The organism is Nocardioides panacisoli, assembly GCF_039537325.1.
GTDB lineage: Bacteria > Actinomycetota > Actinomycetes > Propionibacteriales > Nocardioidaceae > Nocardioides > Nocardioides panacisoli.
In genome coordinates this window covers 83,773-104,448 of record NZ_BAABAH010000016.1, presented here as the reverse complement: position 1 = coordinate 104,448, position 20,676 = coordinate 83,773, and the positions used below count along the sequence as shown (strand labels likewise).

The window sequence follows — 20,676 nt, the reverse complement described above, 5'->3', positions numbered from 1 at the left end:
CGCGACGCCGGCGGATGCGGCGATGATGATGCAGCTGGGTGCCGAGGGTGTGTTCGTCGGTTCGGGGATCTTCAAGTCCGGGAACCCTGCCCAGCGTGCGGAGGCGATCGTGAAGGCCACCACGTTCCATGACGACCCCGACGTGGTCGCGAAGGTCTCGCGTGGTCTGGGCGAGGCGATGGTCGGGATCAACGTCGAGGACCTCCCCGCCCCGCACCGCCTCGCCGAGCGCGGCTGGTAGCCGCCACCTCGCTCCTAGTCCTCTCGGACCACCCCGCGCGACCGATCGGGCGGACTTGGTCCGAACCCGGCCGACGCACGTCGGCGCGGTCCTACCGTCGAGCGGACCGGGACTCTCGTCCCGGGACCCGCGAGGGTTGGGGAGGACACCATGAACAAGACCACCAAGGGGGCGCTGGCCGCCGGCGGCGCTGCCGTTCTGCTGCTCGGCGGTGCCGGCACGCTCGCCTTCTGGACCGACGCCCACGACGTCGCGGGCGGGGCGATCAAGTCCGGCACGCTGTCCATCACGGCACCGGACTGCGGCAGCGGATGGACCTACGACTCGGGTGAGTCGACCGCGGGAGCGGCGTACACGCCGGGCACCTCGTTGCTCGTCCCGGGCGACACGATCTCCGAGACCTGCACCACGACGCTGACGGCGACCGGGGAGCACATGCGCGGCACCATCGTCGCCAGCGCGCCGGCGGACATCGCACCGTTCACGGTGACGGTGGGGTCCATCACCGACGCGACGACTGCGCTCGCCGCTGGAGGGACGTTCACCGAGGCCAACTCCGGCGACTCGCTGTCGATCACCATCACCGTGTCGCTGCCCGGGTCGAGTGACAACACGACGAAGCTGGCCAGCAAGACGCTCGACGCGATCACGCTCACGGCGACGCAGATCCACGCCTGAGCCTCAGCCGCCGTGCGTGCAGCTTTCGGGTGGGTCTGCCGAGTCGTCGCCTGGCTGGTGATCCTCGGGGCGGCGGCGGTGCTGTCGGCTGCGGTCCTGGTGCCGCGGCTCGCAGGCGCCACGCCGTACACGGTGCTCACCGGCTCGATGCGCCCGCACTACCCGCCGGGCACCCTGGTGGTGGTCAAGCCCGTCGACCCCGATGACCTGGCGGTCGGTGATGTCGTCACCTACCAGCTGGAGTCGGGGAAGCCTGAGGTCGTCACCCACCGGGTGGTGCGGGTGGCGACCAGCCTCGGCGGTCGCACCACGTTCACGACGCAGGGCGACGCCAACGACGTACCGGACGAGAAGGCGGTTCGGCCGGTGCAGGTGAAGGGCCGGCTCTGGTACTCGGTGCCCTACCTCGGGTACGTCAACGAGGTCCTGACCGGCTCTCAGCGCCAGACAGCCGTGTACGTCGTCGCGGGCGGCCTCACGGCGTACGCCCTTTGGATGTTCGCCGGAGCCCTGCACGGCAGGTCCCGCAAGGAGGAGGTCCCCGCGTGAGGAGCAGCGCAACGCTCGGCGTCGCGGCAGCAACCGTGCTGTCCGCGGCGGTCGGCGCTGCCCCCGCGGCGGCCGGGGACGACGTGGGCCTCAGCATCGACGGCCACCACTGGAGCAACGACGTGACCCGGCCCCTGCTGGACCCGAGCCTGCACTGGGTTCCGGGCGACCGGCGGTCGGCGTCGTTCTACGTCCGCGACCAGGGCCCGACCGGTGCCCACCTCACCATCGGCGTGGAGACCCGTGACCCGGACCGCCTGCTCGCCGACCAGGACATCGCGCTCAGCGCCCGGGCGGCACACGGAGCCTGGCGGCCGCTGGAGAACGGCCAGGATGCCGGCTCCTTGTTGGACGGACCGATGGCGCGGAGTGCCACCGTCCGGGTCGACGTCCGGGTGCGCTTCCGGTGGTCGTCGGACAACGCGTCCCGGGTCGACCGGCTCCCGCTCGACTTCGTGGTGCGGCTGACGCAGGCCGGCCGCGATGGTGGCCCGGGCCCGCACCCCCAAGGCGGTTTCCTACCCGGTACCGGCTCCGCCGTCGAGAGCTGGCTGGTACTGGTCGGCGTGGCGCTGGTGGGAAGCGGCGCTTCGCTCCTGGTGGTGCGCGTGCGACGGGAGCGGGCCCATGGGTAGGCACACGGCGCACCGGCCCCGGGTCGGCTCGGTGCGGATCAGGGCGCTGTTGTGCCTCGGGCTGCTGGCGACACCAGCAGTGGCGGGGACCTTCGCGTTCTGGACCGACGACGTGCAGATCACCGGCACCACCCTGACCGCCGCCACCCTCGACATCAACGTCAAGGGCGGCGACCCGCAGGCCACCTCGACCCTCGCCATGGGCGCCATGGTGCCGGGCAGCTCCTCCGCGGAGGTGCTGCCCGTCAACAACGTCGGTACGGCACCGGCGAAGTACTCGATGACCGGCGGCCTCACCGGCACCGACGCAGCGGCGTTCAGCACGGCCGCGACGGACGGGCTGCTCCTCACGATCAGGTCCGGCGGCACCGTGTCCGGCTCCGGTTCAACCGCCACCTGCTCGGGCGGCACCGCCCTGGTGTCGGCTACGCCGCTCACGGCGACCACGTCGACGGTCATCCTGACCAAGACGCAGACCGCACAGCTCGCCGCGACGAGCGGCAGCGAGTCCCTGTGCTTCCAGATCAAGCTGGCCGACACCGCTCCCAGCTCGCTCCAGGGCAAGACCGCGACCGCGACCTTCACCGTGACCGGCACCTCGGACCTCTCATGAGGTCCCTGCTGCGACGCCTCGCGAACGGCCTGCTCACGGTCGGCGCGCTGCTCGGCGCGGCTTGCGTCGTGCTGGTCGTCCTCGGACCGCTGGTCGGCGTGAGCCCGCTCCTGTTCCGGTCCGGATCGATGACGCCCGCCATCCACACCGGCGACCTGGCGCTTGCGCGGTCGGTGTCGGCGCGTGACCTTGCGGTCGGCGACATCGTGTCGGTCCGCACGAGCGGCGGTGCGCGCGTCACCCACCGCGTCGTCGACATCCAGCACCAGGGCGACGAGGCGACGCTCACCCTCCAGGGTGACGCCAACGAGGGCCCGGACGCCGAGCACTACCGCGTCACGCAGGCGGATCGCGTGATCGTGGTCCTCCCCTGGGTAGGGCGCGTCGTCGCGGCAGCGGAGAGCCCGCTCGGCATCTTCGTGCTGGGAGTGGCGGCGGCCGGGTTGCTCGCCCTGGTCGTCCGTGGTCCGGGCGGGACGGGAGGCGGCGGGGACATTGCACCTCGTCGCCGCCACAGGTCGCGCCGCAGGGCGCGTGCAGGGGTCGTCACCGGCGCGACGATGGCTGTTGCCGTCGGTGTCACCGGGCCGGCGTCGGGGGCGGTGGTTCCGTGGACGGATCCGGTCGACGTGACAGGGTCGGCGTTCGTCTCGACGACGGTCCCGGCGCCCACGTTGAGCTGTGGAGCGCTCGGGCTCCTGTCCGTCACCTTCAACTGGACGGCCGTCTCCGGTGCGACGGGCTACCAGCTGACCGCGGGGGGCACCACCTACGCGGTCGCCGGAACCACCAAGACGATCACCGCTGTGATCACCGGCGGCACCGCGACGGTCAAGGCGTTGCGAGACTTCGGGTCGACGACCTGGACCTCGGCCGCGTCGAACCAGCGCACCTACACCGTCGCGGCGGTCAGTCTCTGCAGCTGAGGCGCGGGCGGCTCGTCGGGGAACCCGCGGTCAACCTGCTTGACCGCCGATACCCCGATCGTGCTCTCCGTCCGCGGGACACTCGGGCCAGCAAGCAAGCACCGCCGCCCACGCCCGCTGTCGCCAGGTCAGCGGACCTGTGTGGCTCACGTACACGCCGGCGTGCACCGCGACCCACTCGCGACGCCGAAGTCGCCGCTTGACCGCGGTCGCGTCGAGGCCGGCCCCGGCCGCCTGCACCCGGGAGAAGACGCCGTCCTGCTCGTCGAGGATGTGCTGGATCGGCTCCATGCAGGACAGCTGCCCGGACGTGGACCGGCGGACACCGAGCACCCATGACCTGTGGAAAGTCGCCGGGCAGGCGACGACTAACGTTGGGTTGTGCCAGCGATCGGAGTCTTCGCCCTCCAGGGAGACGTCCGCGAGCATCTCGAGACCCTGAGCCGCCTCGGTGTCCACGCCTTCGCGGTCCGCCGGCCCTCCGAGCTCGAGCGGTGCGACGGGCTGGTGCTGCCGGGCGGCGAGTCGACGACGATGGCCAAGCTCGCCCGGACGTTCGACCTGCTCGAGCCGCTGCGGGAGCGGGTGAAGGGCGGCATGCCGACGTTCGGCACCTGCGCGGGGATGATCATGCTCGCCGACCGGATCGTCGACGGCGTGGCAGGGCAGGAGACGATCGGCGGGCTCGACGCGACCGTGCGCCGCAACGCCTTCGGGCGGCAGGTCGACTCCTTCGAGGCCGACCTGTCGATGGAAGGCGTCGACGGCATCGTGCACGCGGTGTTCATCCGAGCGCCCTGGGTGGAGCAGGTCGGGCCGGACGTCGAGGTGCTCGCCGAGGCGTCGGGGCACCCGGTCGCCGTACGCCAGGGGCACCTGATGGCGACCTCGTTCCACCCCGAGGTCGACGACGACGGTCGGATCCACCGGCTCTTCCTCGATCTGGTGCAGGGATAGAATCCGTCGCTGTTGTCGAAGCGGAAGTAGGGACGGGATGTCTGGCCACTCCAAGTGGGCGACCACCAAGCACAAGAAGGCGGTCATCGACGCCAAGCGGGGCAAGCTCTTCGCGAAGCTGATCAAGAACATCGAGATCGCGGCCAAGATGGGCGGTCCGGACCCCGCCGGCAACCCGACGCTCTACGACGCCATCCAGAAGGCCAAGAAGCAGTCGGTCCCCAACAAGAACATCGACTCCGCGGTCAAGCGCGGCGGCGGGCTCGAGGGTGGCGCCGTCGACTACGAGACGATCATGTACGAGGTCTACGGGCCGCAGGGCGTCGCGCTGCTCGTCGAGTGCCTCACCGACAACCGCAACCGGGCCGCGATGGAGGTCCGCACCGCGGTGACCCGCAACGGCGGCACCATGGCCGATCCCGGCTCGGTATCAAGGCTGTTCAACCGCAAGGGCGTCGTCGTCGTGCCGAAGGCGCAGGAGGGCAGGGACGTCTCCGAGGACGACGTCCTCGAGGCCACCCTCGACGCCGGCGCCGAGGAGGTCAGCGACCTGGGCGACAGCTTCGAGGTCCAGTCCGAGTCCAGCGACGTGGTCGCCGTCCGCACGGCGCTCCAGGCGGCGGGCATCGACTACGACTCCGCCGAGGTCCAGTTCGTCGCCTCGATGGACATCCCGGTCGCCGACGCGGACGCGGCGGGCAAGGTCTTCCGCCTGATCGACGCGGTCGACGACCTCGACGACGTGCAGAACGTCTTCGCCAACGTCGACGTGCCCGACGACGTCATGGAGCAGGTCGAGGCATAGACCGCGCGCCCCGCGTGTCACGCCCGGATCGGTCGGGTCGGTTCGTTAGCCTGCGAACACGTGTTCGACAGGTGAGGAGCGTGCGATGCGGGTGCTCGGGATCGACCCCGGCCTGACCCGGTGCGGGACGGGCGTGGTCGACGGAGGCCTCGGCCGGCCGCTGCGGCTGGTCGACGTGGGCGTCATCCGCACGCCCTCGGAGTGGTCCGTCGCCGAGCGTCTCGTCTTCATCGAGAAGGGGATCGAGGCCCGGCTCGACGAGCACCGGCCCGACGCGGTCGCGATCGAGCGGATCTTCGCGCGCTCCGACGTCAGCACGATCATGGGCACCGCCCAGGCGGCCGGGATCGCGATGGTCTGCGCCGCGCGACGAGGGCTCCCGATCGCGCTGCACACGCCCAGCGAGGTCAAGGCGGCGGTCTCGGGGAACGGGCGGGCCGACAAGGCCCAGGTCGGCGCGATGGTGACCCGGATCCTGCGCCTCGACCAGGCGCCGAAGCCGGCCGACGCCGCCGACGCGCTCGCCCTGGCGATCACCCACATCTGGCGCGGGGGCGCCCAGGCCCGGATCGACGCGGCGCTCGCCGCGGCAGGGACCGCCAGGAAGGCAGCACGATGATCGCGTTCGTCCGCGGCCGGGTCGCCGCGCTCACCCTCTCCAGTGCCGTCGTGGAGGTCGGGGGAGTCGGGCTCGAGCTGATGTGCACGCCCGGCACCCTCGCCTCCCTGCGCACCGGCCAGGAGGCGAACCTCCCGACCAGCCTGGTCGTCCGCGAGGACTCCATGACGCTGTTCGGCTTCGCCGACGACGACGAGCGGAGCATGTTCGAGCTCGTCCAGACCGCCTCCGGCGTCGGGCCCAAGCTCGCCCAGGCGATGCTCGCCGTACTCTCGCCCAACGGTGTCCGTACGGCGATCGCCACCGATGACGTGAAGACCCTCACCAAGGTGCCCGGCATCGGCCAGAAGGGCGCCCAACGGATCATCCTCGAGCTCAAGGACCGGGTCGGCGCGCCCACCGGGACCGCCGGGACGCCGGCTGCGTCGGCCGCCGCCGCGCCGTGGCGCGACCAGGTCGCCCAGGGGCTGATCGGTCTCGGCTACAACGCCAAGGACGCCGACAAGGCGGTGGAGTCCGTCGCGGCCGACGCCGGTGACCGGCCCGACGTCGGCGCGCTGCTGCGCGCAGCCCTGAGGACGCTGAGCAAGGCATGAGTCCCGACGACGAGCTCACCGACGCCGAGGAGACCCATCTCCGGTCGCTCACGGCCGTCGAGGCCGAGGGTGACGAGCGGGCCGTCGAGGCCGCCCTGCGCCCGCGCAGTCTCGACGAGGTCGTCGGCCAGGTCCGGGTCCGCGACCAGCTGGGCCTGGTGCTCGAGGCGGCGCGCCAGCGCGGGAAGGCGCCCGACCACGTGCTGCTCTCCGGGCCTCCGGGCCTCGGCAAGACCACGCTGGCGATGATCATCGCCCATGAGATGAGCACCCCGTTGCGGCTCACCAGCGGCCCGGCGATCACCCACGCGGGGGACCTGGCGGCGATCCTCTCGGGCCTCAACGAGGGCGAGGTCCTCTTCGTCGACGAGATCCACCGGATGTCCCGTCCCGCCGAGGAGATGCTCTACCTCGCGATGGAGGACTTCCGGGTCGACGTCGTCATCGGCAAGGGGCCGGGCGCGACGGCGATCCCGCTCGAGATCCCGCCGTTCACGCTGGTCGGCGCGACCACGCGGGCCGGTCTGCTGCCCGGGCCGCTGCGGGACCGGTTCGGATTCACCGCCCACCTGGAGTTCTACGAGCCGGCGGACCTCGACCGGATCATCCGGCGCTCGGCGGGCCTGCTGGAGGTCGACCTCACCGACGACGGGTCGGCCGAGATCGCCTCGCGGTCCCGCGGCACCCCGCGGATCGCCAACCGGCTGCTCCGCCGGGTGCGCGACTATGCGCAGGTCCGGGCCGACGGGGTCGTCACCCGCGGGGTGTCCCAGGCGGCGCTCGACCTCTACGAGGTCGACCAGCTGGGCCTCGACCGCCTCGACCGGGCGGTCCTCGACGTGCTGTGCAACCGATTCGGCGGGGGACCGGTCGGCGTCTCCACGCTTGCGGTCGCCGTGGGCGAGGAGCGCGAGACCGTCGAGGAGGTCGCCGAGCCGTTCCTGGTGCGCAACGGCTTCCTCGCCCGGACCCCGCGCGGGCGGGTGGCGACACCGGCGGCGTGGGCCCACCTGGGTCTCACCGCGCCGCCGCCCGAGCCCGAGTCCCCGACCCTGTTCGAGGATTGAGCCGGGCCCGGACCGGGCCGGATGCGGGGGAATGCCGGACACGAGTGTGTCCGCGGCTACACTTGCCCGTCGGCTCGCCGCCACCGGTTCGACCTGCTCGGGCACAGGTGCGCGCGGCGCCGTACTGGCATCCATTCGAGAGGTAATTGTTCGTGGGAGACCTCGTGTCGCTCCTCCCGATCATCGCGATCGTGGTGGTCTTCTGGCTGTTCGTCATCGCGCCCGCCTCGCGGCGGCAGAAGGCGACCACCCAGATGCAGTCCGCGATCGCCGTCGGTGACGAGGTGGTCCTCACGTCCGGCATCTTCGGCGTCGTCACCGGAGTCGCCGACTCGCACCTGCTCGTGCAGCTCGCCCCGGGCGTCGACGTGAAGGTCGCCCGCAGTGCGATCGGTGTCGTCGTGCCCGAGGACAGCGATGGCGAGACCGAGCCTGACGAGACGGACGAGGCCGACGACCTCGAGCCCCACACCGACCCCGCCGACGGCACGTCGGCGCCCGACACCGAGGAGCGCTGAGAATGGCCGCCCGTCGACCAAGCCCCGGCCGGACCCTGGTCATCTTCTTCCTCGGCATCGCCGTGCTCTACAGCCTGGTGGCGCTCACCGCCTCCTGGAAGCCGGCCCTGGGGCTCGACCTCCAGGGCGGCACGCGGATCAGCCTCAAGGCGCTCAACAGCCCCTCTAAGGACAACCTCGAGGAGGCGCGCAAGATCATCGACCAGCGCGTCAACGGCACCGGTGTCTCCGAGGCGTCGGTGACGACCTCCGGCAGCGACGAGATCGTCGTCGAGGTGCCGGGCGACACCAAGAACCGCAACGAGCTCGAGGACACCGTCAAGCGGACCGCCCAGCTGCGGTTCCGGCTGGTCGCCTGTGCGGACGCCGACCCGGGTGCGAGCGCCACGGCGTGCGCCGGCGGGAGCGGTACGCCGACCCTGCAGCGCGCGGCCCCCTTCGGTGCCGACAAGGGCAAGGGTGGTAAGGGCAAGAAGACGCAGAGCCCGACCGCCTCGGCCACCCCGACCGGCACGGCGTCCGCGACGCCGGGCGACTCCGGGTCGGACCAGCCGTCCGACTCGACCTCGCCCTCGACGGACGCGACGACCGACCCCGCCGGTGACGGAAAGGAGTGGACCACCCAGGACAGCCTCGACTGGGCCCAGGCTCCCGACGCAGAGGCCGTCGCGGCCTACAACGCGCTCTCCTGCGACAAGGAGGGCAACGTGGTCGACGCCAAGGGCAAGCCCGGCGCGACGACCAAGGACCCGAAGGTCGCCGCCTACGCCGTCGACACCCCCGACCACGCCTTGGTCTCCTGCGAGGTGCGCGGCGGCTCGGTCATCAAGTACCTGCTGTCCCGGTCGGTCATCGAGGGCACCGAGCTCACCGACGCGGCCGCACAGATCCCGCAGAACCAGGTCGACTGGGTCGTCACCATCGACATGGGCAACGACAAGGACAAGGCGAACCCGCCGGGCTCGCCGGGCGCCGAGGACGACTTCGAGAAGATCTCGGAGGCTCTGGTCAACACCAACCGCCTGTTCGCGATCGTGCTCGACGGCAAGGTGCTCTCCGCGCCGACGATGAACGCCGTCATCCACGACGGTCGCTCCGAGATCTCCGGCGACTTCAACGAGACGACGGCGACCAGCCTGGCCAACAGCCTCAAGTACGGCGCCCTCCCGATCGCGTTCGACAAGGACCCGAAGGTCGAGGAGATCGGCCCGTCCCTGGCCGGCAACCAGCTGCAGGCGGGCCTGACCGCCGGCGCCATCGGCGTCCTGCTGGTGATGCTCTACTGCCTGCTCTACTACCGCGGCCTCGGCCTGGTCGTCGTCGCCTCGCTCTTCGTCGCGGCGTCGATCACCTACGCGATGGTGCTGCTGCTCAGCGAGGCCGCCGGCTTCACCCTGACCCTGCCCGGCATCGCCGGCCTGATCATCGCGGTCGGCATCACCGCCGACTCCTTCATCATCTTCTTCGAACGTATCCGTGACGAGATGCGAGAAGGAAGATCGATGCGCGTCGCCGTCGAGTCCGGCTGGGCCCGGGCCCGGGTCACCCGAATGGCGGCCAACACCGTCTCCGTGCTGTCCGCCTTGGTCCTCTACATCTTCGCCAGTGGCGTGGTGAAGGGCTTCGGCTTCGCCCTCGGTCTCTCGACCCTGGTGGACCTCGCCGTGCTGTTCTGGTTCACCAAGCCGATGGTCAGCTACCTGGCGCAGTTCAAGGCGTTCAACTCCGGCCACAAGCTGTCCGGCCTCAGCAAGGAGACGCTCGGCACCGACACACCGCGAACCCGCGTCGTGGGAGGGGAAGCCTGATGGGCAAGATGTCCCGGCTCGGCAACGACCTCTACCAGGGTCGCAAGTCGATCGACTTCACCGGACGCCGACTGCTCTGGTACGGCGTCACCATCCTGATCGTCGCGGCGGCCGTCGCCGGCCTCGCCGTACGCGGTCTCAACTTCGGCGTCGAGTTCACCGGCGGCACTACGTTCTCGGTCGCCGTAGGCGCCGGCAACGCGAGCCAGGACAACGCCGACGCGCTGCGCGACGCAATCGGCGCCGCGAACATCGAGAACGCCGACCAGCCCGTGGTGACGACCGCGGGTGACCAGGCGCTCACCGTGCAGGTGCAGAACCTGTCGCCGGAGGAGCGCCAGCAGGTCGAGGACGTGATCGAGCAGCAGTTCCCCGACGTGGCACCCAACGACGTCTCCACCTCCGACGTGGGCCCCAGCTGGGGCAAGGAGGTCGCCCAGCGCGCGGCGATCGGCGTCGGGATCTTCCTGATCCTCGTCGTCATCTTCATCTGGGCCTACTTCCGTGAGTGGAAGATGTCGGTCGCGGCGCTGATCGCGCTGATCCACGACGTCGCCATCACGGTCGGCGTCTATGCCTGGTCGGGCTTCGAGGTGACACCGGCGGCCGTGACCGGCCTGCTGGCCATCCTCGGCTTCTCGCTCTACGACACGGTGGTGGTGTTCGACAAGATCAAGGAGAACACCACCAAGCTCCGCAGACGCAACCAGTCCTACGGCGACGCCGCGAACCTGGCGGTCAACCAGACCCTGGTCCGATCGATCAACACCTCGATCGTGGCGCTGATCCCGATCGGCGCGATCCTCTACGTCAGCGCCGTCCAGCTCGGAGCCAGCTCGCTGCAGGACCTGGCCCTCGCGCAGTTCGTCGGCATGGGTGCCGGCGTCTACTCCTCGGTCATGCTCGCGCCCCGCGTGATCGTGAACCTCAAGAGCCTCGAGACCGAGGTCCAGGAGCAGGCCCGCCGGGCGAAGGCCCGCCAGCGCGCCGAGGCTGCCGACCGCTACGCCGCCGTCCCGGCCGTCACCGCGGGCAGGCCGGCCCGCGAGACGGGTCCCGAGGGTCTCGAGGACGACGACTCGTTCCGGATCGACGTCGAGGAGACGGACGACGAGTCGGTCCAGCCGGCACAGTCGCCCACCGTCGCCGGGCGAGGCCGCACCGTACCGACCCAGCACCGGCCGGTCGCGCCGAGCAGCAGCTCGGGCCGCAACCAGCCGGTCCGGGACCCGCGGTCCAAGCGAGGGAAGAAGTAGCAGTGACGGCTGCGGCGGCCGCCATCGAACGACTGGTCCGCGACATCCCGGACTTCCCGAAGCCGGGGATCCTGTTCAAGGACATCTCGCCGCTGCTGGCCGACCACGACGGTTTCCGGGCGGTCGTCGACGGCCTCGCTGCGGCGGGCCGCGGGCCGGACGGGACCGTGGTGGTCGACAAGGTGGTCGGGATGGAGGCGCGCGGCTTCATCCTGGCGGCGCCCGTCGCGCTCGCCCTGGGCGTGGGGTTCGTGCCGGTGCGCAAGGCCGGCAAGCTCCCTGCCGCGACCCATCAGGTCAGCTACGACCTCGAGTACGGCACGGCCTCCCTCGAGCTCCACCGCGACGCGCTGGCGCCGGGAGACCGGGTGCTGGTCGTCGACGACGTGCTCGCCACCGGCGGTACGGCTCGCGCCACCCTCGCGCTGGTCGGCCGGTGCGGAGCCGAGGCGGTCGGCATGGCGGTGCTGATCGAGCTCGCCTTCCTCGCCGGCAGGGAAGCCCTCGACGGGCTGCCGCTGACGGCCCTGGCCGTCTCGTGATCGTCCTGCGGGTCCGTCACTAGACTGGGTGGATGACCGAGGAAGGGGCCCCGGCGGCCGGGCAGCGCGCTGCGTCGCGGCCCGTCCCGGACCGCCCGTCGCCGCCCCCCGCGGTCACCAGCGAGACCGGTGGCGGCCGTGGCATGCGGGCCCGGCTCGCGCGGATGGGCACCCGCGGCCAGACCACCAACCCGGTCCTCGAGCCACTGTTCCGCGCGGTGCGCGCCAACCACCCGAAGGCTGACCTGGCTCTGCTGGAGCGGGCCTACACCACCGCCGAGCGCCTGCACGGCACGCAGATGCGCAAGAGCGGCGACCCCTACATCACGCACCCGCTCGCCGTCACGACGATCCTGGCGGGCATCGGCATGACCGAGCCCACCCTCGTCGCGGCCCTGCTGCACGACACGGTCGAGGACACCCCCTACACCCTCGAGGAGTGCCGCGCCGACTTCGGCGACGAGGTCGCGCTGCTCGTCGACGGGGTGACCAAGCTCGACAAGGTCGTGTACGGCGACTCGGCCCAGGCCGAGACGATCCGGAAGATGATCGTCGCGATGTCGCGCGACATCCGGGTGCTCGTCATCAAGCTCGCCGACCGGCTGCACAACATGCGCACCCTGCGGTACGTGCCGCAGAAGTCCCAGGAGCGCACCGCCCGCGAGACGCTCGACATCTACGCGCCGCTGGCCCACCGGCTCGGCATGAACACCATCAAGTGGGAGCTCGAGGACCTCGCGTTCGCGACCCTGCACCCCAAGATCTACGACGAGATCGTCCGGATGGTCGCCGAGCGGGCGCCCTCGCGTGACCAGTTCCTGGCCGAGGTCATCACCCAGGTCGAGAAGGACCTGCGCGAGGCGAAGATCAAGGCCACGGTCACCGGCCGGCCGAAGCACTACTACTCGATCTACCAGAAGATGATCGTCGGCGGCCGCGACTTCTCCGACATCTACGACCTGGTCGGCATCCGGATCCTCGTCGAGGAGGGCCGTGACTGCTACGGCGTGCTCGGCGTGCTCCACTCGCGGTGGAACCCAGTGCTCGGCCGGTTCAAGGACTACGTCGCGATGCCGAAGTTCAACATGTACCAGTCGCTGCACACGACCGTGATCGGCCCGCAGGGCAAGCCCGTCGAGATGCAGATCCGCACCTTCTCGATGCACCGGCGGGCGGAGTACGGCGTCGCGGCGCACTGGAAGTACAAGGAGGACGGCCGCGCGGGCACCGACACCGACAAGCGGGCCGACCTCGACGACATGAGCTGGGTGCGCCAGCTGCTCGACTGGCAGAGCGAGGTCGAGGACCCCGGTGAGTTCCTGGAGTCCCTGCGGTTCGAGATCAACCAGACCGAGACCTACGTCTTCACGCCCCGTGGCGACGTCATCGCGCTGCCGTCCGGATCGACACCGGTCGACTTCGCCTACGCCGTGCACACCGAGGTCGGTCATCACACGATCGGCGCGCGGGTCAACGGGCGGCTGGTCCCGCTGGAGTCGACGCTGGAGAACGGCGACGTCGTCGAGGTGTTCACCTCGAAGGCCGCGACCGCCGGCCCGTCGCGCGACTGGCTGAACTTCGCCAAGTCCCAGCGCGCCCGCTCCAAGATCCGGCAGTGGTTCACCAAGGAGCGGCGCGAGGAGGCGATCGAGCGCGGCAAGGACGAGATCGCCAAGCTGATGCGCAAGGAGGGGCTGCCCCTCAAGCGCCTGCTCAGCCACGACTCGCTGAGCCTGGCCGCAACGCACTTCCGTCTCGCCGACGTCTCCGCGCTCTACGCCGCCGTCGGCGAGGGCAACCTCGGCGCCCAGACCGTCGTGCGCCGGGTCATCGAGCTGCACGGTGGCGACGAGGGCGCGCAGGAGGACCTCGCCGAGGCCGTCACCATCACCGGCCGCGGTCGCCGTACGCGCCTTGCGCCCGGCACCGACGCGGGGGTCATCGTCAAGGGCGCGCCGGACGTGTGGGTCAAGCTCGCCAAGTGCTGCACGCCGGTCCCGCCGGACGACATCCTGGGCTTCGTCACCAAGGGCGGGGGAGTCTCGGTGCACCGCAAGGACTGCACCAACGCCGCCAGCCTGATGGCCCAGCCGGAGAAGGTGCTCGAGGTCGAGTGGGCCCCCACCGGCCAGTCGACGTTCCTGGTCAACATCCAGGTCGAGGCGCTCGACCGCTCGCGGCTGCTGTCGGACATCTCGATGGTGCTCTCCGACGCGCACCTCAACCTGCTCTCGGCCAACCTGACCACCACCCGCGACCGGGTCGCCAAGGTCCGGTTCACCTTCGAGATGGCCGATGCCAAGCACCTCGACACGGTCCTCAAGGCCGTGCGCTCCATCCCCGGCGTCTTCGACGTCTACCGCGTCACCCAGTGACGTTGAATCGAGGGTCTGTCCGGGTTGAATCGAGGGTCTGTCCGGGTTGATTCGCGATTCGGTACGCCGTCCTTCTTCGAATCAACCTCGAGAGGCCTTCGAATCAACCTCGAGAGGCCTTCGAATCAACCTCAGCTGTAGTCGGCTGATGCTCGTTTGGCCATCTCGAGGAAGGAGCGGCGGCCCTCGAGGTTGTCCTCGAGCTCCTTGATCCGGCGCTGGTCGCCGGCGGCTCTGGCCTTCTCGAGCTTGGCCTCGGCGTCGGCGATGGCGGTCTCGAGCTTGCTGACCATGTCGTCGGCCCGGGCGGACTTCTCGGGGTCGGAGCGGCGCCACTGCTCGTCCTCGACCTGGCGGATGGCCTGCTCGACGGCGCGGATCCGGCCCTCGAGCTCCTTCATCCGGTCGCGGGGGACCTTGCCGGCCGCGTCCCAGCGGTCGGCGATGTCGCGGAAGGCGGCCTTCGCGGCGGCGAGGTCGGTGACCGGGACGAGCGCCTCGGCCTCGACCAGCAGGGTCTCCTTCACCTCGGCGTTGGAAGCGAACTCGGCGTCGAGCGCCGCGTTCGCCTCGTCGCGGGCGCCGAAGAACTTGTCCTGAGCACCTCGGAACCGCTTCCACAGCTCGTCGTCGACGGCTTTGGGTGCGGGGCCGGCGGCCTTCCACTGACGCATCAGCTCGCGGTAGCGCCCCGCGGTCGGCCCCCACTCGGTGGAGTCCGCGAGGCTCTCGGCCTCGGCCGCCAGCCGCTCCTTGACGACCCGCGCCTGGTCGCGCTTCTCGTCCTGCTCGGAGAAGTGCGCCTTGCGCGCCTTGGTGTACGCCGACCGCGCCGAGCTGAACCGCTTCCACAGCGCGTCGTCCGCGGCCTTGTCGATGCGCGGCAGCTGCTTCCACGAGTCGAGCAGCTCCCGCAGCCGGTTGGCGCCGTGCTTCCAGTCCGAGCCGGCGGCGATCTTCTCGGCCTCGGCGGCGAGCTTCTCCTTCTCCTCGCGAGCCTCGCCCTGGCGCTTGGCCTTCTCCGCGCGGCGCGACTCGCGCTGCGCCGCGATGACCGGCAGCAGCTCGTCGAGCTTCGCGCACAGCCCGAGGAGGTCGCCGACGGCGTTGGCCTCGGCGACCTGGCCGCGCACGGTGCGGATCGTCGTGGCCGCCTCGTCGGGGGAGATCACGCCGGAATTGACCCGGCGGTGCAGCAGGTCGACCTCGACCGCGAGCGCTTCGTACCGCTTGGTGAAGAAGGCCATCGCCTCGTCGGGAGACACGTCGGGCACCTGCCCGACAGCACGCTCGCCGTCGGCTGTCTTCACATAGACGGTGCCGTCGTCGCCGACCCGTCCCCACTCGCTGGAGGTCACAGTGGGCCACTCTAAAGGAGATGCGCGCGGCCGATAGGCTGGGTTGGTGCTGATCGCTGCCTTCCCCGCCGGTCCGTGGGGCACCAATTGCTACGTCGCGGCGACCGCCGCGGGCAGTGAGTGCGTCGTGATCGACCCCGGCATGGACGCTGCGCCCGGCATCGCCGACATCGTCCGCGAGCACCGCCTCAAGCCCGTCGCCGTGCTCCTGACCCACGGGCACGTCGACCACATGTTCTCGGTGACCCCGGTGGCCGGCAGCTACGACGCCACCGCTTGGATCCACCCCGGCGACCGCCACCTGCTCGCCGACCCGCTCGCCGGCATCTCGGCCGAGACCGCGGGGATGCTGCTGGGTGGCAAGTACGAGTTCAGCGAGCCCGACGACGTCCGCGAGCTCGCCGACGAGGCCGAGCTCGAGCTCGCCGGCCTGCGGTTCGTCGTCGACCACACGCCCGGCCACACGGCGGGGTCGGTCACCTTCCGCACGCCGTACGACGACCGCGCCGAGATCAGCGAGGTCATGTTCTCCGGCGACCTGCTCTTCGCCGGGTCGATCGGCCGCACGGACCTTCCGGGCGGCGACCACCCGACGATGCTGCGCAGCCTGGCGACGAAGGTGCTGCCCCTCGCCGACGACATCGTGGTCCTTCCCGGCCACGGCGAGCAGACGTCGATCGGCCGCGAGCGCGCGACCAACCCGTTCCTGCTCGACCTGGCCGAGCAGGGCTCCGCCGCCCGAGTGACCCGAGGACTCTGACCGTGCCGAAGCCGACCCCGCTCAGCGGGTTCCCCGAGCTGCTGCCTGCCGCCCGCGTGGTGGAGCGCGAGGTGATCGCGTCCCTCTCGCGGACCTTCGAGCTGCACGGCTTCGCCAACATCGAGACCCGCGTCGTCGAGCCGCTCGACCGGCTCGCGAAGGGCGGTGAGATCGACAAGGAGATCTACGTCCTCCGCCGGCTCCAGGCCGGGGAGGGCGAGGGCGACAGCGGCCTCGGCCTGCACTTCGACCTGACCGTCCCGTTCGCGCGCTACGTCCTCGAGCACGCGGGCCACCTCGAGTTCCCGTTCCGTCGCTTCCAGATCCAGCCCGCCTGGCGGGGGGAGCGGCCGCAGGAGGGCCGCTACCGCCAGTTCACGCAGGCCGACGTGGACATCGTGGGCAGGGACGAGCTGCCCTTCCACCACGACGTCGAGGTGATGCGGGTGATGGTGGACGCGCTCGACGCGTTGCCCCTCCCGGCGCTGAGCTTCCAGTTCAACAACCGCAAGCTGATCCAGGGCTTCTACCGCGGTCTCGGGCTGCCCGACCTCACCACGGCGATCCGCACCATCGACAAGCTCGACAAGCTGCCGGCGGACGAGGTGGCCGCGCTGCTGGTCCGCGACGCCGGCGCCACGCCCGAGCAGGCGCGACGCTGCCTCGAGCTGGCCACGATCCGGGTGCCCGACACCACGTTCGTCGACGCCGTCCGCGACCTCGGCGTCGAGGACGAGCTCCTCGACGAGGGCCTGGCCGAGCTGGCGGCCGTCGTGGAGGGCTGCGGTGCCGAGGAGCGGCGGCACGTCACCGTCGAGGCGAACCTGCGGATCGCCCGCGGCCTGGACTACTACACCGGTACCGTCGTCGAGATCTTCATGGCCGGCTACGAGCGGCTCAAGTCGGTCGGCGGCGGGGGACGCTACGACGCGCTCGCCAGCGACGGTCGCACCACCTACCCCGGCGTGGGCGTGTCCTTCGGGGTCTCACGGTCGCTGATCCCGCTCATCTCTGACGGCGTCCTGTCCGGCAGCCGGCCGGTGCCGAGCGTGGTCCTGGTCGCCGTCACCGACGAGGACTCCCGCGGCGACGCGGACGCCATCGCCACGGCCTTGCGGGCCGGCGGCGTGCCGTGCGAGGTCTCGCCGAGCGCCGCCAAGTTCGGCAAGCAGATCAGGTACGCCGAGCGCCGCGGCATCCCGTACGTCTGGTTCGGCGCCGAGGTGAAGGACATCCGGTCCGGAGCCCAGGTGGCCGCCGACCCCGCGACGTGGCAGCCTCCGGCGGAGGACCTGCGACCCGCGATCATCACCAACACCGAGGAGAACCACCAGTGATCCGCACCCATGACGCCGGCGCGCTCCGCGCCGCGAACGTCGGCCAGACCGTCACCCTCGCCGGGTGGGTGGCCAACCGGCGCGATCACGGTGGGGTCGCCTTCATCGACCTGCGCGACTCCAGCGGGGTGGTCCAGGTCGTCATCCGCGACGAGACCGTCGCGCACGCGCTCCGCGCGGAGTACTGCCTCAAGGTCACCGGCGAGGTCACCCGTCGTCTCGAGGGCAACGAGAACCCGAACCTGCCGACCGGTGAGGTCGAGGTGGTCGCCCTGGCCGGCGAGGAGGGCGTCCAGGTGCTCTCGGCGGCCGCGCCGCTGCCGTTCCCGATCAGCGACCACGTCGACGTTGGGGAGGAGGTGCGGCTCAAGCACCGCTACCTCGACCTGCGCCGCACGGCGCCGGGCGCCGCCCTCCGGCTGCGCAGCCGGGTCAACAAGACCGCCCGCGACGTCCTCGACGGCCACGACTTCGTCGAGATCGAGACGCCGACGCTGACCCGCAGCACCCCCGAGGGTGCGCGCGACTTCCTGGTGCCGGCGCGCCTGCAGCCCGGCAGCTGGTACGCGCTGCCGCAGAGCCCGCAGCTGTTCAAGCAGCTGCTGATGGTCGCCGGGATGGAGCGCTACTACCAGATCGCGCGCTGCTACCGGGACGAGGACTTCCGCGCCGACCGGCAGCCCGAGTTCACCCAGCTCGACGTCGAGATGAGCTTCGTCGACCAGGACGACGTGATCGCCCTCTCCGAGGAGGTCCTCGGCGCGCTGTGGAAGCTGATCGGCCACGACATCGAGACGCCGATCCCGCGGATGACCTATGCCGAGGCGATGGCCCGCTACGGCTCGGACAAGCCCGACCTGCGGATGGGCCTCGAGCTCGTGGAGTGCACCGACTACTTCAAGGACACCCCGTTCCGGGTGTTCCAGGCGCCGTACGTCGGGGCCGTGGTCATGCCGGGCGGCGCGAGCCAGCCCCGCAAGCAGCTGGACGCCTGGCAGGAGTGGGCGAAGCAGCGCGGTGCCAGGGGCCTCGCCTACGTCCTGGTCCAGGAGGACGGCGAGCTGACCGGACCGGTCGCCAAGAACATCACCGACGAGGAGAAGGCCGGCCTGGCCGCGCACGTCGGCGCGAAGCCGGGCGACTGCATCTTCTTCGGTGCCGGCCTGCCGAAGCCCAGCCGCGCCCTGCTCGGGGCGGCCCGGCTGGAGATCGGCCGCCGCGGCGGCCTGATCGCCGAGGACGCCTGGGCGTTCGTCTGGATCGTCGACGCCCCGCTGTTCGAGCCGGCCGACGACGCGACCGCCGCCGGCGACGTCGCGGTCGGCAGCGGTGCCTGGACCGCGGTCCACCACGCCTTCACGAGCCCGCAGGACCTCGACGCCTTCGACCGCGACCCGGGCAACGCCCTGGCCTGGGCCTACGACATCGTCTGCAACGGCAACGAGATCGGCGGCGGCTCGATCCGTATCCACCGCGAGGACATCCAGAAGCGGGTCTTCGAGGTGATGGGCATCTCCGAGGCCGAGGCCGAGGAGAAGTTCGGCTTCCTGCTCCAGGCGTTCAAGTACGGCGCGCCGCCGCACGGCGGCATCGCGTTCGGCTGGGACCGGATCGTCGCCCTGCTGGCCGGCACCGAGTCCATCCGTGACGTGATCGCCTTCCCCAAGTCCGGAGGCGGCCTCGACCCGCTGACGTCCGCCCCGGCTCCGATCACCCCCGAGCAGCGCAAGGAAGCTGGCGTGGACGCCGTTCCGGCGAAGGATGTCCCTTCCGATCAGTGACCTCGGCGGACGCCTTCCAGCGAGGCAGGACGTCCACCGGACGACGGCACCGAGACCAGATCGTTACCGCAGGGTGATCCCGAACACGCTTTCGCTCGCCTAGAGTCACGCACGGCGCCGCTGCGCGGTGCCGTGCGGCACGTCCCCGCGGCCGCGTTCGGGAACGAAGGGATGGGCATGAGTCTGCCGGTGATCGACCTCTCGAGTCACGAGGATGCGGCAACCAGTCCCGGCTCGGAGGTCGAGCGCAAGGAGATCGCCGGTCGGTCCCCGACCCGGATCGCCTTCGACCGGCTGCGCAAGGACCCGGTCGCGGTCATCTGCGTCGTGGTGATCCTGTTCTTCATCGTGGTCGCCGTCTTCGCGCCGCTGCTGGAGAAGCTGTTCGGCGTCTCCACGGACACCGTGCTGGCGAGCACGCGGGTCGACCTGGTCACCGGCCTGCCGAAGATCGGCCCGCCGAACCACGGCTTCGACCCCGACCACCCGTTCGGCGTCGCTCCCGGCGACGGCACCGACAACCTCGCCGTGTGGATCGAGGGCTGTCGCACGTCGCTCTACCTCGCGACCGTCGCGACCGTCGGCTCGACGGCCATCGGCATCGTCCTCGGCCTGCTCGCCGGGTTCCTCGGCGGCATCGTCGACACGATCATCTCGTTCTTCATCGACCTGTTCCTGACGTTCCCGTTCCTGCTCGCCGCGCTCTCGGTCGCGCCGATCCTCAACGAGCGCTACGCCACCGAGCCGGACAAGCTCGCCGTCGTCAGCTTCTACGTGCTCGTGGCGATCCTGGTGTTCTTCGGCTGGATGACCGTCGCGCGCCTGGTCCGCGGTGAGGCGCTCGCCCTGCGCGAGCGCGAGTTCGTCAAGGCCGCCCGCGTGATCGGGGTGCCCACCTGGCAGGTGCTCTTCAAGGAGATCCTGCCCAACCTGCTCGCCCCGATCATCGTGTCGATCTCGCTCGGCCTGCCGACGTTCGTCGCTCTCGAGGCCGGCCTGTCCTACCTCGGCATCGGCGTCACCGGACGCGAGTCCTGGGGCGTGACGATCAACGCCGCCACGAAGTACTGGGAGACCTACCCGCAGTACCTCCTCGAGCCGGTGCTCGGCATCGCCATCCTCGTCGTCGCGCTCAACCTGCTCGGCGACGCGGTGCGCGACGCGTTCGACCCCAAGACCCGTCGCTAGACGGGCTCACAACTGTCGCCACGGGCAGGTTCCCGGGGCAACAACACCAAATGGGAAAGGCTGGATA

The 20,676-nt window shown here is 70.8% G+C and carries 21 protein-coding genes and 1 pseudogene; 20 read left to right on the top strand and 2 right to left on the bottom strand.

Features of this window, described 5'->3' with window-relative positions:
* From ABD709_RS18285 to ABD709_RS18260, 6 genes and pseudogenes are all read left to right on the top strand, one after another.
* Nucleotides 1-241: pseudogene (locus ABD709_RS18285) on the top strand (pyridoxal 5'-phosphate synthase lyase subunit PdxS); the annotation flags it as partial.
* A 150-nt stretch (nt 242-391) separates the two neighbouring features.
* Nucleotides 392-919: an alternate-type signal peptide domain-containing protein gene (locus tag ABD709_RS18280; protein ID WP_344778100.1), complete on the top strand. Its 528-nt coding sequence runs from the start codon at nt 392-394 to the stop codon at nt 917-919.
* 12 nt (nt 920-931) lie between these two features.
* A complete protein-coding gene (locus tag ABD709_RS18275; RefSeq protein WP_344778098.1) occupies nt 932-1,468 on the top strand; it encodes a signal peptidase I in 537 nt (178 codons plus the stop codon).
* Nucleotides 1,465-2,103 (top strand): LPXTG cell wall anchor domain-containing protein, encoded by a 639-nt coding sequence (locus ABD709_RS18270; protein ID WP_344778096.1) that lies wholly within the window; start codon nt 1,465-1,467, stop codon nt 2,101-2,103. Before ABD709_RS18275 ends, ABD709_RS18270 begins: the two co-directional genes overlap by 4 nt.
* On the top strand, nt 2,096-2,716 hold the full coding sequence (locus ABD709_RS18265) for a hypothetical protein (RefSeq protein WP_344778094.1): 621 nt from the start codon (nt 2,096-2,098) through the stop codon (nt 2,714-2,716). Before ABD709_RS18270 ends, ABD709_RS18265 begins: the two co-directional genes overlap by 8 nt.
* Entirely contained in the window at nt 2,713-3,642 is a 930-nt protein-coding gene (locus tag ABD709_RS18260; protein ID WP_344778092.1) for a signal peptidase I, read from the top strand. The genes ABD709_RS18265 and ABD709_RS18260 overlap by 4 nt, the downstream gene beginning before the upstream one ends.
* 30 nt (nt 3,643-3,672) lie before the next feature.
* On the opposite strand, the gene ABD709_RS18255 is transcribed toward ABD709_RS18260, so the two are convergent.
* Nucleotides 3,673-3,933 carry a type IV toxin-antitoxin system AbiEi family antitoxin domain-containing protein gene (locus tag ABD709_RS18255; RefSeq protein WP_344778090.1) on the bottom strand — a complete coding sequence of 87 codons (261 nt, stop codon included), beginning with the start codon at nt 3,931-3,933 and terminating at the stop codon, nt 3,673-3,675.
* Nucleotides 3,934-4,023: 90 nt separating this feature from the next.
* On the opposite strand from ABD709_RS18255, the gene pdxT reads away from it, so the two are divergent.
* From pdxT to ABD709_RS18205, 10 genes are all read left to right on the top strand, one after another.
* Nucleotides 4,024-4,599, top strand: coding sequence for a pyridoxal 5'-phosphate synthase glutaminase subunit PdxT (pdxT, locus tag ABD709_RS18250; protein WP_344778088.1), 576 nt, complete (start codon nt 4,024-4,026; stop codon nt 4,597-4,599).
* Between the two features lie 37 nt (nt 4,600-4,636).
* Nucleotides 4,637-5,404, top strand: a complete 768-nt coding sequence (locus tag ABD709_RS18245) for a YebC/PmpR family DNA-binding transcriptional regulator (RefSeq protein ID WP_344778086.1) — start codon at nt 4,637-4,639, stop codon at nt 5,402-5,404.
* Between the two features lie 85 nt (nt 5,405-5,489).
* Nucleotides 5,490-6,023: a crossover junction endodeoxyribonuclease RuvC gene (ruvC, locus tag ABD709_RS18240; RefSeq protein WP_344778084.1), complete on the top strand. Its 534-nt coding sequence runs from the start codon at nt 5,490-5,492 to the stop codon at nt 6,021-6,023.
* Entirely contained in the window at nt 6,020-6,619 is a 600-nt protein-coding gene (gene ruvA, locus ABD709_RS18235) for a Holliday junction branch migration protein RuvA (protein WP_344778082.1), read from the top strand. Before ruvC ends, ruvA begins: the two co-directional genes overlap by 4 nt.
* Nucleotides 6,616-7,686, top strand: a complete 1,071-nt coding sequence (gene ruvB, locus ABD709_RS18230; RefSeq protein ID WP_344778080.1) for a Holliday junction branch migration DNA helicase RuvB — start codon at nt 6,616-6,618, stop codon at nt 7,684-7,686. The genes ruvA and ruvB overlap by 4 nt, the downstream gene beginning before the upstream one ends.
* A 152-nt stretch (nt 7,687-7,838) precedes the next feature.
* Complete coding sequence (gene yajC, locus ABD709_RS18225) at nt 7,839-8,204, top strand: preprotein translocase subunit YajC (RefSeq protein ID WP_344778078.1); 366 nt, start codon at nt 7,839-7,841, stop codon at nt 8,202-8,204.
* 2 nt (nt 8,205-8,206) lie between these two features.
* The gene (gene secD / locus ABD709_RS18220) at nt 8,207-10,012 is read left to right on the top strand and encodes a protein translocase subunit SecD (RefSeq protein WP_344778076.1); all 1,806 of its coding nucleotides are present in this window, start codon (nt 8,207-8,209) and stop codon (nt 10,010-10,012) included.
* The gene (gene secF, locus ABD709_RS18215; protein WP_344778074.1) at nt 10,012-11,268 is read left to right on the top strand and encodes a protein translocase subunit SecF; all 1,257 of its coding nucleotides are present in this window, start codon (nt 10,012-10,014) and stop codon (nt 11,266-11,268) included. The genes secD and secF overlap by 1 nt, the downstream gene beginning before the upstream one ends.
* 2 nt (nt 11,269-11,270) lie before the next feature.
* Nucleotides 11,271-11,810: an adenine phosphoribosyltransferase gene (locus tag ABD709_RS18210; RefSeq protein ID WP_344778072.1), complete on the top strand. Its 540-nt coding sequence runs from the start codon at nt 11,271-11,273 to the stop codon at nt 11,808-11,810.
* Nucleotides 11,811-11,842: 32 nt separating this feature from the next.
* On the top strand, nt 11,843-14,185 hold the full coding sequence (locus ABD709_RS18205) for a RelA/SpoT family protein (protein WP_425575181.1): 2,343 nt from the start codon (nt 11,843-11,845) through the stop codon (nt 14,183-14,185).
* Nucleotides 14,186-14,316: 131 nt separating this feature from the next.
* Here the strand turns inward: ABD709_RS18205 and ABD709_RS18200 are convergent, their stop codons facing one another.
* The gene (locus ABD709_RS18200; protein ID WP_344778070.1) at nt 14,317-15,543 is read right to left on the bottom strand and encodes a DUF349 domain-containing protein; all 1,227 of its coding nucleotides are present in this window, start codon (nt 15,541-15,543) and stop codon (nt 14,317-14,319) included.
* Nucleotides 15,544-15,589: 46 nt separating this feature from the next.
* Here ABD709_RS18200 and ABD709_RS18195 point away from each other — a divergent pair, with 46 nt between their 5' ends.
* The 4 genes from ABD709_RS18195 to ABD709_RS18180 all read left to right on the top strand — a co-directional run bounded on the left by ABD709_RS18195 (nt 15,590) and on the right by ABD709_RS18180 (nt 20,609).
* Nucleotides 15,590-16,303, top strand: coding sequence for an MBL fold metallo-hydrolase (locus ABD709_RS18195; RefSeq protein ID WP_344778068.1), 714 nt, complete (start codon nt 15,590-15,592; stop codon nt 16,301-16,303).
* 2 nt (nt 16,304-16,305) lie between these two features.
* On the top strand, nt 16,306-17,640 hold the full coding sequence (gene hisS, locus ABD709_RS18190; protein WP_344778066.1) for a histidine--tRNA ligase: 1,335 nt from the start codon (nt 16,306-16,308) through the stop codon (nt 17,638-17,640).
* Entirely contained in the window at nt 17,637-19,421 is a 1,785-nt protein-coding gene (gene aspS / locus ABD709_RS18185; protein ID WP_344778064.1) for an aspartate--tRNA ligase, read from the top strand. Before hisS ends, aspS begins: the two co-directional genes overlap by 4 nt.
* Nucleotides 19,422-19,598: 177 nt before the next feature.
* Nucleotides 19,599-20,609, top strand: coding sequence for an ABC transporter permease (locus tag ABD709_RS18180; RefSeq protein ID WP_344778062.1), 1,011 nt, complete (start codon nt 19,599-19,601; stop codon nt 20,607-20,609).
* Nucleotides 20,610-20,676 lie beyond the last annotated feature (67 nt).